This is a genomic window from Microbulbifer mangrovi, from assembly GCF_002009015.1.
Taxonomy (GTDB): domain Bacteria; phylum Pseudomonadota; class Gammaproteobacteria; order Pseudomonadales; family Cellvibrionaceae; genus Microbulbifer; species Microbulbifer mangrovi.
This window is the reverse complement of the sequence record NZ_LZDE01000232.1, coordinates 1-11,704: the sequence shown is the minus strand read 5'-3', so window position 1 is coordinate 11,704 and position 11,704 is coordinate 1. Positions and strand designations below refer to the sequence as shown.

General features: G+C 58.7%; 13 protein-coding genes. 2 read left to right on the top strand and 11 right to left on the bottom strand.

The window, feature by feature from the left end; all coding sequences use genetic code 11:
• Positions 1-101 precede the first annotated feature (101 nt).
• A complete protein-coding gene (locus B4U49_RS03385) occupies positions 102-1,013 on the top strand; it encodes a dimethylarginine dimethylaminohydrolase family protein (RefSeq protein WP_078083168.1) in 912 nt (303 codons plus the stop codon).
• A gap of 59 nt (positions 1,014-1,072) precedes the next feature.
• Here B4U49_RS03385 and B4U49_RS03380 read toward each other — a convergent pair whose 3' ends face one another.
• The 11 genes from B4U49_RS03380 to B4U49_RS03330 all read right to left on the bottom strand — a co-directional run bounded on the left by B4U49_RS03380 (position 1,073) and on the right by B4U49_RS03330 (position 10,822).
• Complete coding sequence (locus tag B4U49_RS03380; protein ID WP_158078544.1) at positions 1,073-1,462, bottom strand: c-type cytochrome; 390 nt, start codon at positions 1,460-1,462, stop codon at positions 1,073-1,075.
• Positions 1,463-1,496: 34 nt separating this feature from the next.
• Positions 1,497-1,898: a hypothetical protein gene (locus tag B4U49_RS03375; protein WP_078083166.1), complete on the bottom strand. Its 402-nt coding sequence runs from the start codon at positions 1,896-1,898 to the stop codon at positions 1,497-1,499.
• Positions 1,899-2,105: 207 nt separating this feature from the next.
• Positions 2,106-3,221, bottom strand: a complete 1,116-nt coding sequence (locus B4U49_RS03370; RefSeq protein ID WP_078083165.1) for a 5-(carboxyamino)imidazole ribonucleotide synthase — start codon at positions 3,219-3,221, stop codon at positions 2,106-2,108.
• A 53-nt stretch (positions 3,222-3,274) separates the two neighbouring features.
• Positions 3,275-3,766, bottom strand: a complete 492-nt coding sequence (purE, locus tag B4U49_RS03365) for a 5-(carboxyamino)imidazole ribonucleotide mutase (RefSeq protein ID WP_078083164.1) — start codon at positions 3,764-3,766, stop codon at positions 3,275-3,277.
• Between the two features lie 272 nt (positions 3,767-4,038).
• Positions 4,039-4,866: a shikimate dehydrogenase gene (gene aroE / locus B4U49_RS03360; protein ID WP_078083163.1), complete on the bottom strand. Its 828-nt coding sequence runs from the start codon at positions 4,864-4,866 to the stop codon at positions 4,039-4,041.
• A gap of 38 nt (positions 4,867-4,904) precedes the next feature.
• Entirely contained in the window at positions 4,905-5,336 is a 432-nt protein-coding gene (locus tag B4U49_RS03355) for a hypothetical protein (protein WP_078083162.1), read from the bottom strand.
• A gap of 82 nt (positions 5,337-5,418) precedes the next feature.
• Positions 5,419-6,324, bottom strand: a complete 906-nt coding sequence (gene hemF, locus B4U49_RS03350; protein ID WP_078083161.1) for an oxygen-dependent coproporphyrinogen oxidase — start codon at positions 6,322-6,324, stop codon at positions 5,419-5,421.
• A gap of 59 nt (positions 6,325-6,383) precedes the next feature.
• Positions 6,384-6,971, bottom strand: a complete 588-nt coding sequence (locus B4U49_RS03345; protein ID WP_078083160.1) for an L-threonylcarbamoyladenylate synthase — start codon at positions 6,969-6,971, stop codon at positions 6,384-6,386.
• A gap of 166 nt (positions 6,972-7,137) precedes the next feature.
• On the bottom strand, positions 7,138-8,319 hold the full coding sequence (locus tag B4U49_RS03340) for a PQQ-dependent sugar dehydrogenase (RefSeq protein ID WP_078083159.1): 1,182 nt from the start codon (positions 8,317-8,319) through the stop codon (positions 7,138-7,140).
• 103 nt (positions 8,320-8,422) lie between these two features.
• Positions 8,423-9,583, bottom strand: a complete 1,161-nt coding sequence (dprA, locus tag B4U49_RS03335; RefSeq protein WP_078083158.1) for a DNA-processing protein DprA — start codon at positions 9,581-9,583, stop codon at positions 8,423-8,425.
• Between the two features lie 171 nt (positions 9,584-9,754).
• The gene (locus B4U49_RS03330; protein WP_078083157.1) at positions 9,755-10,822 is read right to left on the bottom strand and encodes a LysM peptidoglycan-binding domain-containing protein; all 1,068 of its coding nucleotides are present in this window, start codon (positions 10,820-10,822) and stop codon (positions 9,755-9,757) included.
• A gap of 291 nt (positions 10,823-11,113) precedes the next feature.
• On the opposite strand from B4U49_RS03330, the gene def reads away from it, so the two are divergent.
• A complete protein-coding gene (def, locus tag B4U49_RS03325) occupies positions 11,114-11,620 on the top strand; it encodes a peptide deformylase (protein WP_078083156.1) in 507 nt (168 codons plus the stop codon).
• The last annotated feature ends 84 nt before the right edge of the window (positions 11,621-11,704 follow it).

Genomic DNA, 11,704 nt, shown 5'->3' with positions numbered 1-11,704 from the left:
ATGGATGGGTTCACGGCGTGTCTAGCGAATAGTTCCCGGCAGTGGCCGCGCCACCGGAGTTAAAACAGAGCTCCGAAAAGACAGGATTCGAGAAAAACACCATGACCGAATTTACTTACAAACACCGTAACGACAACGGCAACACCGCGCGCCTCGACAACTGGGGCATTGACTCCGAATACGGCGTGCTCACCGACCTGCTCGTCGGTCCCATCGACAACTACACCTGGCAGATGGGCAACGCCGCCTCCCGCCGCTCCGTGCGCCTCGGCCGCCAGTTCGACGCCGCCGTCGCCAAACGCCAGTACCAGGAAATGCTCGACGCCTACAAACACGCCGGCGTCACCACACACCTGCTGCCCGCCGACGAAAATTTGCCATACCAGCTCTACGCCCGCGACAGCAGCGTCATGACCCCCTGGGGCCCCATCGTCACCCAGATGTACTCCCCCTGGCGCCGCGGCGAATGGGTCGATGTAGTAAAGACCTACCAGAAGCTCGACATCCCGATTTACGACATCATCACCGCCGGCAGTTTAGAGGGCGGCGACTTTATGGTGCTGGAGCCCGGTGTCATCCTGTGTGGCTACAGCGGCGAGCGCACCTCGCCCCAGGGCTTCAACCAGATGAAAAGCTGGATCGAAAAAGAAGGCTGGCAGGTCAAGGGGTACGAGTTTGACCCCTACTTCCTGCACATCGACGTACTGGTAGCCGCACTGGCGGAAAAGCTCGTCGCCGTGTGCGTGGATGCAGTGGAGCCAGAACTGGTGCAGTGGTTCAAATCCCGCAACTTCGAAATCATCGACATCTCCTACCCACAGGTGATGGAGCTGGGCGTAAACGTAGTTGCCCTCGGCAACGACCGCGTGATGCTGCCGTCCGACAACACCGAGCTGAAAGAAAAGTGCCGCGCCCACGGCCTGGACGTGATCGACCCGGATATCTCCATGATCACCGCCGGCGGCGGCGGCGTGCACTGCATGTGTCAGCCGCTTGCGCGCAAGCCTGCATAAACAAAAGGGAAATAAAAAGGGCGGCCAATGGCCGCCCTTTTTTCACTCGAAGATTCCATTCAGCGAGCCGCCTTGATTTCCTCTTCACTCACCAACAACACGTCATCACCCCAGGTATTGCTAATAAACGCAATGATCGCCGAGATCTCGCGGTCGGTCAGAAATTCCAGCGCGGGCATCAGCTCCTCTTCACCGCCATTGCGACGCGGTGCCGACCGGCCGTGCAGCAGCGTCTCGACCAGCAGTTTTTTATTCGCCAGCAACGCGGGATCGTGCAGAGAGGGGTACAACGCCTCCTCACCATAGCCGTCTATCTGGTGACACTTCTTGCAATTGTCGGCAAAAGTAAGCGCACCAAACCCAACCAGGTCACGGGCCTCCTGCTCTGAAGCGATGGCTCCGAGCGAGAGAGTTGCGAACAATGTTCCGGTAAGTAGTGTACGTTTCATACTGTGCATCCTGTTGCCATAAAATTGTGCGAGGTTATTTTCCTTGCGCCCGTAACAGGCCGGAACCGGCAATACCGCCGGCCGCACAGGCCAGAACAATCACCAGCGGAGTCAATGTACCCAGCGCCAGCGCGCCTACGCCGTAACCGCGCATCGGCAGCAGCACCAGCAGCATAATGCCCGCAGGAATCAGCGATAGCAGGAAACCGCGAGTAACCCAGCTTTTCTGCCATGGCAGCATAAAAATCAGCCCGCATACACCGCCCCAAACCACGCGCTGGTATATATAAGCGTTGGAAAGATAGGGGGCGATATCTACATGTAGAAACCTGGTGAAACCGTAATACCCCATAGCCCACAGGCCGATGGCGTAAGCCAGCCCGGCAAAACAGCCCGCAGCAAAACAGAAAGAAAGGTTTCTCAGAAATTCTCGCACTTACTACCTCCAGAGACGGCGCCCGCTAACTCGACTTATACAAATGAGATTATTGGAAGCAGTATGCCAGATCCACCAAAGACAAGCGCAAACTGGTGTTCAGATTTGGAATTCGGTGCGAACTTCGTGGGGATAAGATAAAAAACGTACTGCCCCGATAGGCAAGGAGAAGTCCGGGGCAATACGTTTAGAAAGGAAATGTCAGATTCAGGCGGGACGCTTGGTTTCGCCGTAGAGTTCTTCCAGCACCGCATCGATGCGCTCGGCCAGTGCGTCCTGTGAATCGTCCAGCAGGATCACATGGCCCATCTTGCGGCCCGGGCGCAGGCCCTTGCCATAGGACCATACACCTTCATTCTGCAGCGCCGGCTTCTTGTCCACACCGAGCATATTGATCATGACCGCCGGACGCGCGGCATCGGTATCGCCCAGTTCCATGCCGAGGATCGCGCGCACGTGGTTGGCAAACTGGCTGGTCTTGGCACCGGCCAATGTCCAGTGACCACTGTTGTGCACCCGCGGTGCCAGCTCGTTGATCAGCAGGCCGTCGTCGGTGACGAAACACTCCATGGCCAACACGCCCACATAGTCCCAGGCGTTCATCAGGGTGGCCAGGTAAGTCTCGGCGGTGTGCTGCAGTTCTTCGCTCACGTGCGGCGCCGGTGCGGTGGATACCAGCAGGGTGCCGTTGTAGTGGTCATTTTCCGCCAGCGGGTAAGTCACTACCTTGCCGTCTGCGGTGCGCGCGCCGATCAGGGAAACCTCGCGGGAGAAGTTGATACCCTTCTCCACCACATATTCTGATGCCGGCACGTCACCGGCAATGGCCGCGAGGTCAGCATCGCTGTCTACCCGCCACTGATTCTTGCCGTCGTAACCGTGTTCACAGCTTTTGATAAACGACGGATAACCCAGCTGTTTCACTGCCGCGCAGATCTCGTCGTAATTGTTGGCGGGCAGGAACGGCGCAACCGGCAGGCCGGCGGCGGTGATCGCAGTTTTTTCGCGCAGGCGATGCTGGGTTTTCTCGAATGCATCCGGGCGCGGATACACCGGGCAGCACTTTTCCAGCGCGCGCAGCAGGTCCACAGGCACACCTTCGCGCTCGGCAGTGATCACCTCGGGGCTGCCCATGGCTTGATAAAGCGCCGCGATATCATCGTCTTCGCGGGCGTGCACAATGGTGCCGAGCCCCTCCACACAGGTCGTGTTCTCATCGCCCTCGGCGAGAAAACTGAATTCGATTCCCAGCGGGCGAGCTTCCTGGGCCATCATCTGGGCCAGCTGGCCACAGCCGACAATACCTACGCGTCTGACTGTCATTTCGAATAATCCTCAATCATATCCGGCTTCACTGAGCCGCATTCAGGGTCGCGTTACTCGACCGCAAACGGAACGCTGGCGCTCTGGTTCTCGCGCCAGGCGATCAGGCGCTTTTGCAGTTCCGGGTCGGTCAGAGACAGCATCTGTGCCGCCATCAGGCCCGCATTGTATGCGCCGGAAGCACCAACCGCCTGGGTGGCAACGGCAACGCCCTTGGGCATCTGTACGATGGACAGCAGGCTGTCCATACCGGTCATGAACTTGCTCGCCACCGGTACACCGATCACCGGCAGCGGGGTCATCGCCGCGATCATGCCCGGCAGGTGCGCGGAACCACCGGCACCGGCAATGATTACCTGGGTACCGCGCTCGTGGGCCGTGGTGGCGAATTCGGTCATGCGCGCCGGTGTACGGTGGGCAGAGACAACCGCAGTGGCAAAGGGTACACCCAGCTCGGTGAGGGGCTTGGTCGCCATTTCCATGGTCGGCCAGTCGGACTGGGAGCCCATCACGATGGTGACTTTTTCAAACGGAAGCTGATTCACTAGCTGTTAACTCCAGAGTTACGCGCAAACCGGGGTACGGCACCTGCCGCCCAAAATTTAGGGCGGAGAGGATACCAAAACTCAGCGAGAAAGCACGTGATACGGGGCCTTCCGCCGGTTTTAGCGGGGATTTCCCGGGATAGGTGCGATGAACCCGCAGGAATGGCGCTACAAAGCAGCCTTTCCCCGAGGTTAACCGTAGTGTGGCGAAGTGGTCACGGCATGCCTTTCCGCGATCACGGGTTGAGAAGTGACTGGATGTCAGGTTTTTTTCACGAAGGTTTTTGCAGCAATCGCTCGCGCAGCATGGCCAGCACCGGGGCAACCTGCGGGCGCACGCCGCGCCACAGCGCGAAAGACTCCGCCGCCTGCCCGACCAGCATGCCAAGGCCGTCGGAAACCTCGGCACCCAGGCCCGTGGCCCAGTGCATAAACGGTGTCGGCTGCGCACCGTACACCATATCGTAGGCGCGACAGCCATCGGCAAGCGCCCGTGGCGATAGCGGCGGCAGCTCACCGGACAGGCTCGCGGCACTGGCATTGATGATCAGATCAAACCCCTCGGGCACCGCATCGAGTCCACTGGCACCGATAGAGCCGTATTCAGCAAAGTCTTCCGCCAGTTGCTCGGCCTTGCGCGCGGTGCGATTGGCGATATGCAACGCCGCGGGATTTTGTTCCAGCAACGGCAAAAGGGTACCGCGGGTCGCGCCGCCAGCACCGAGGATCAGTAACCGCTTGCCGTGGATTGGCCAACCGAGATGGTTTTTGATATCGGATACCAGACCGGGGCCGTCGGTATTATCCCCCAGCAAGGTGCCGTCGGACTGCAGTGCCAGAGTGTTCACCGCACCCGCGGTGCGCGCGCGTTCACTCAATTCATCGGCATATTCAAACGCATCCAGCTTGAACGGTGCAGTGACATTCAGTCCCTTACCACCCCCGGCAAAAAATTGATTCACTACATGCTTGAAACCATCCACTTCCGCGAACAGTTTTCCGTATTCGATATCCTGTCCGGTCTGCTGTGCGAAGGCACTGTGGATATCCGGAGACATGGATTGTTTGATCGGATTACCGATTACCGCGTACTTGTCCATTTTACTTCGGCTCTTTTCAATTCTTTTTCGCGCGGGAATCAGATGGTGCTCAGCGCTTGCTTTAATTGCTGTGTTTCATCCACGCCAATCAACCCGTCAATCTTCAGTTCACCGTTATAGTCGCAAACCATATAGCGTGTGATCGCGCTATAGACCTGCCGGGGTTTCTCTTGCGAGGTATCCAGCAACACCCAGTTGAGGGTGGCGAGACTGGCATTTTCATTCAACTCGATCACATCGGTCACCGCACCGACAATTTGGCTTACACCGAGCTTTTCATACAGCTTGAGTAATTTCTCCACTCTCCCGATAAAGTATTCGCGACTCAGTTCGGATTTCTTTCCGTTGGAAAAATAATAGTGAATGGGGAATCGATAAAAATTCGCGATCTGTTCAGCGTCGCGGGCTTCGAACAGGCGACGGTATTCGAGAAATAACTTGCTGATCTCTTCCAGTCGGGCCTTGTGCATGGCGACTTCCTTTTTAAACGTATTTTGTCACGTCAGAAAAATTCGGAGCAGCTAATGAAAAGGAGCTGCTGCCGGAATAGACTTAAGCCCATTCCCGATGCGGCAAAAAGTCCGTATAAAGTTTGGCTTCGGGTGTACCCGGCTCCGGGTGCCAGTCGTACTTCCAGCGCACCTCGGATGGCAGCGACATCAGGATGGATTCGGTGCGGCCGCCACTCTGTAAGCCGAACAACGTACCGCGGTCGAATACCAGGTTGAATTCCACATAGCGGCCGCGGCGATACAGCTGGAAATCCCGCTCGCGTTCACCGTAGTCAGTATCCTTGCGCTTTTTCAGAATCGGCAGGTACGCATCCAGATATGAGTTGCCCACCGCCTGCATAAAACCAAATGCGTTGTCGAAACCACCCTCGTTGAAATCATCAAAGAACAGGCCGCCCACACCGCGCGCCTCGTCCCGGTGTTTCAGGTAAAAATACTCGTCACACCACTTCTTGAAGCGCGGATAGATATCTTCCCCGAAAGGCGCACAGGCCTCTTTTGCCGTCTGGTGCCAGTGCACCACGTCTTCTTCAAAACCGTAGTAAGGCGTGAGATCGTAGCCGCCACCAAACCACCACACCGGTTCCGCGCCCTCTTTCTGCGCGACAAACAATCGCACATTCGCATGGCTGGTGGGCGCGTACGGATTCTTCGGGTGGATCACCAGGCTCACGCCCATGGCCTCAAACGAACGCCCGGCAAGTTCCGGGCGCGCTGCAGTGGCAGACGGCGGCAACTTGTCACCAAACACGTGGGAAAAGTTTACCCCGCCCTTCTCGATGACATTCCCGTTTTCCAGCACGCGGGTGCGACCGCCACCGCCGCCCTCGCGCTCCCATGCATCCTCAAAAAACTCGGTGCCATCAATCGCCGCGAGTTCCGCACAAATACGGTCCTGCAGATTCAACAGATAATCTTTGACGGCCTGGATATTCACTTCACTCATGGAATGCTCACGATCGGTTCTGGGAGGCTCCGGTGGGCGGAGCAAAATAGGGGTCTAGTTCAGCCGGCGCGCACAATACGGCCACTCGCCGCGTCGCGGATTTCGCTGGGCGCTTTGCGTCCACCGGTATTGCCACCGCCGACAAAATCCAGCTGGTCGCCAAAGTAACGCAGCACCTGGAACTTGTGTCGCGCGGGCTGGCAACCGGTGGGGTTGGCGGAGGTGGATACGATAGCACCGCCGTATGCGCGCGTTAATGCCGCGGTAAACGGATGGCTTGTATGGCGCAGCGCCACACTGTGGTGAATACCGGAAACCCACGGCGGCACCTGATCAAAATGCGGTACCAGCCAGGTAACCGGACCCGGCCAGGTGGCATCGATACGGGCGCGCTGATCACCGGTGAGGTTGTGCAGCATGCCGCTGAAGTCATCTGCGTCCCCGGAAACCAGAATCAGGCCCTTTTCCAGCGGACGGTTTTTCAGCTGTACCAGGCGGGCGACCGCGTCGGGATTGCCTGGATCGCAGGCGAGCCCCCACACCGATTCGGTGGGGTGGGCGATCACTCCTCCAGCGGCGAGGGCACGCACGGCACTGGCGATGGTGAGCGCATTGTACGGAACGGACAACGGGTAAGTGTCTGACAAGGATTTGACTCTTTCTGCTCAAAATCGGGTTCAGTACCAGGCTGCAAGGCCCGGCGCGAACGATCAGCTCGGAATGCGCGGCAATTTAGCCGAACGAACACGCCGGGACAAGATTGCGCCCGGCGACCAGAGGGGGACTGTCACCCGCCTCTCGTACATTTCCGTATTACTTACTGTAGGAAACCCGGTAGACGGCGCCAGCCTGATCATCAGACACCAGCAACGCGCCATCTGGCATCACCAGAACATCCACCGGACGCCCCCAGTTCTGCTCACCCTGCAGCCAGCCATCGATAAACGGTTTGTAAGAAATGGCTTTGCCGTTTTCGTCCAGGGTCACCATGGTTACCCGATAGCCAATCTTCTTGCTGCGGTTCCAGGAGCCATGCTCGGCGATCAGCACCTGGTTTTTATACTCCGCCGGGAACTGGTCACCGGTGTAAAACTTTACACCCAGCGGCGCCACATGCGGGCCGAGCTCCTGCACTGGCGGCACATAGGCACTGCACTGCTTGCCCTCACCAAATTCGGGATCCAGCACATCGTTACCGTGACAGTAGGGATAACCGAAGTGCATACCAGCTTTTGGCGCCGTGTTCAGCTCGCATGGCGGGATATCATCCCCCAGCATGTCGCGGCCGTTGTCGGTAAACCACAGCGCCTTGGTCTGCGGGTGCCAGGTAAAGCCGACGGTATTGCGCACCCCCTCGGCCCAGGTTTCCGTTTCTACCACCTTGTCGCCCTCGATCTTCAGGCGCTGGATATTGGCGAAGCCCTTTTCGTCACAGATGTTGCACGGCGCACCCACCGGCACATACAGCCAGCCGTCGGGGCCAAAGGCAATGTACTTCCAGCCGTGGTGGCGCTCGGTGGGGAACTGGTCGGTAATCACCACCGGTTTGGGCGGGTTGTCGAGTCGCGACTCGATATCGTCCAGGCGCAGTATCTTGCTGACCGCGGAGATATAGAGGTCGCCATCGCGGAAAGCGACGCCGGTGGGAGAGGTAATACCCTCGGCAACAACCCGGGTGGCATCCGCTTTGTTGTCGCCATTTTGATCGGTAATCGCGTAGACCTTGCCCTCGCGCATGGAACCTACAAACAGGGTGCCCTTGTCGCCACGCACCATATGTCGCGCATTGGGGACATCATTCGCATAAACCTCGATCTTGAAGCCTTCGGGCAGGTTCAGTTTTTCCAACTGGATGCCGCCCTCTTCCGCCTGGGCAGCTCCTACGCCAACCCCGAGCAGCAGACTGCCGGCACAAATGGCAATCTGGCGGGAGGCGCTACGACATAAGGAAGCATGGTGAGCAGGGCGTGAAGAGAATTGCTTGAATAGACCCATCAACTGGTCACTCCTGTGTTTTTATCTCGGCATCGCCACTTGTCCGCGACGCGCAGGTGTCAGGCGTGACCCTAGCGGCTTTTATGGCATTCGGCCAGAGCCTTCAATCCGCAACCAACGCACTCAATGTCCGCGCGCCGCCACCGGTGAGCTGGTAGCCACCGGGCAATTGCTCCACCAGTCCCTCGAGTTCCAGGTGTAAAAGGTTGGCCATCAGGTCTCCGGTATCACCACCGGTATCCCGCGCCAGCTGCTCGATGCTGCGCGGATCACCGCCGAGGGCGCGAATAATCGCGCTCTGATCCGGTGGCAATTCCGGGCCGGCGGTTGCCGATGATTCATCAAACAGCCCCGGCTGCTGCGCCAATCCGGAAAGCAGGCCACCGAGATGCTGCACAATGTCCGCGCTGGTTTCCACAAGATGGGCGCCGTGTTTAATCATATGGTGACAACCCCGCGCCATCGGATTGTGGATGGAACCGGGTATCGCGAAAACCTCGCGATTCTGCTCCAGAGCCAGGCGCGCAGTGATCAGGGAACCGGAACGCACCGCGGCCTCTACCAGCAGTGTCCCGAGACTGAGTCCGGAAATTATGCGATTGCGCCGCGGAAAGTTGCCCGCATCCGGCGCACTGTCCAGTGGTACCTCGCTGACGATGGCACCGTCTTCGGCCAGAATCTGCTCCGCTAGTACCGCATTTCGACGCGGATACAGTCGGTTAACACCGGTGCCCAGCACCGCGACGGTCCTGCCACTAGCTTTTAATGCCCCCCGGTGAGCAGCGGCATCCACGCCTAGGGCCAGGCCTGAGGTAATGGCGAAACCGGCACTGGCAAGATCGGTGGCGAAGGCCTGGGCGTTGTCCAGACCAGCGCGGGTTGCGCGCCGCGCGCCGACAATCGCCACCTGCGGCAGTGACAGGGCGTCGAGGTTGCCGGTTACATAGAGCACCGGTGGCGGACGCGGAATCTCTTTGAGCAACGATGGATAGTGTTCGTCGTCAAAGTGCAACAGATAAATGCACTCTTCCGCACAGCGCTGGCGCTCTCTCAGCGCCCATTGACCCAGTTCACTGTCGAGCTCAAGGCGCTGCAGTTCCGCGAGTTGGGCGCGGGCACGATCTGGAAGTTTGCGGGGAAAGTTTTGCAGGGATTGCAGGAGAGCGGCACTGGCAGAGCCAAAACGCTCGACCAGTTGCCAGTAGATACCAGGACCTACGCCCTCCAGGCGCTGAAGAATAAGGGAAGCCGTCAACGCATCCATGCGTCGTGTACCTCTAAAAATTGCCTTTTTGCACGATAGCGGCGCCGGCTCCGTGCTCGAAACCTCGCGTACCGTCAGTCTTCGGTACGCTCAGGCTCTGTGCCTCCCTGTTCTCGCACAAAACCGAATTTTTGGAGGCACTCTTTTAACTTGTGAACCCGGAACCGCTGGTTACGGGTTGCGCACCAGGTCCATGACCGCCAGCGGTTTGTCCGCTTCCAGTACCAGGCCGAGACTCATTTTTTCAAAGCTGCGGAATACCATCAGGACACCGGCGCGTTCATCCGGCAGCTTGACGCTCTCGCGGGCAAGCTGGTCACGCACGGTGGCGCCGCGTTTGTAGATGGCCAGCACGTGGCCGGGCTCCAGGCCTTCGCGCAGGCCGCGGTTGATGGCAACCACGTCGTACTTGGCAACCTGGGTCACACCTTCTTCCACGCCGAGGATGATGCCGTCCACCGGAACCGACGGGGCTCCGGGCTGGAACAGGGCTGCGATGGCGCGCTCTTCAACCGGCAACAGGCGGTCCTGCAGGCGGATATCGCGGCTGGTGCGGGTGACATCGAGGGTGGCCACGGCGTATTCGCTGTTGGCGTTGTCCTCATCCAGCTGACGCAGATCCACGGAACCTACGTCCAGAGCCTGCTGGCCGAGTTCTTCACCGGTAAAGGGATCGGCGTACACCGGGCCCGGGCGATAGATACCATAGGAAGCCAGCGGCTCGCGGAAGTCGCCGCGCGCGTAAATCTTTTCACCGGCGCCCATCAGGATGCGCTGGTCCTGCCCGGAAATAACGTAGGGCACACCCTTGAAGGCGTTCGGGCCGACAATACGGGTGCGGGACAGGAAGGCATTGATCGCGTCCAGCGGAATGGCCGGGATGGCACTGCCGATGGGTTCACGACGCACGGACGGGCCCAGGCGGTTGTTGCTGGCGGGGCTCAGCTTGTAGGCGGTGGGCGCGCGCTCGAGCTCGAGGCGGGGTTCACCGTCGATATACACGAGGTTCAGGCGGTCGCCGGGGTAAATAAGGTGGGGGTTCTCGACCTGGGGATTCACCTGCCAGATTTCCGGCCAGTACCAGGGCTGGGAGAGGAAAGTCCCGGAGATATCCCAGAGGGTGTCGCCCTTCTGCACCACGTAGGTGTCTGGGTGGTCGGGATTTAGGCGCACATCTTGCGCCTGCAGACCAAAGGTCGCCAGCAGGGTGGCGGCAGCGGCCAGAATTATTTTTTTCATGGAAGCATTCCTATGCTTTTTATCGCAAACGCTGGGGGCCATAGTGTCTGCTGAATGTTTATACGGCTATCGCTGAGGGTTTATATCGCTATAATCTCACAGCGCTGAACCGGTGGCGGCTGACGTCGCCGGGGTGGAGGGGTAAATAGGACGCCATCTGGCGAGTTCCTGCCCGCGGTATCGCTGAGTCATCAGCGCGCGGAAACAGCCCCCCAATTCAGCAAATTTCAAGCGCGATCATTATGTTATCAGCGCAAGTTCCACTAAGACTAGAAGTTTGTCACAGGTGTTATGGCCAAACTGGAAATCCTGGAATTCCCCGATCCCCGTCTGCGCAAGGTTGCAGAGCCTGTTACTGAGGTGACGGATGCGCACCGCACGCTGATCGAGGATATGTTCGAAACGATGTACGACGCGCCCGGCGTGGGCCTGGCGGCGACGCAGATCAATGTGCACGAGCGCATTGTGGTCATTGATGTTTCGGAAGAGCAGAGCGAGCCGCTCGTGATGATCAATCCAGAGGTCGAGGTGCTCGATCCGGAGATCCACAAGTACGATGAGGGCTGCCTGTCAGTGCCCGGTTTCTATGAAACGGTACAGCGCCCGCGCAAAATCCGCCTGAAAGCACTGGATCGTGAAGGCGAAGCCTACGCGCTGGAGGCCGAGGGCCTGCTGGCGGTATGTATCCAGCACGAGATCGACCACCTCGACGGCAAACTGTTTGTGGACTACATCTCACCGCTGAAGCGGAACCGTATTCGCTCCAAGCTGGAAAAGGCCCACCGACAGAAAGCCTAAGTTTTAAGCCGGTTCTTTTGGGTCCCGAAGCAGGCGCAGTGGCGGCGCGGCACCGGGTACCTGTTTTCAGAACCGCTGTGAATA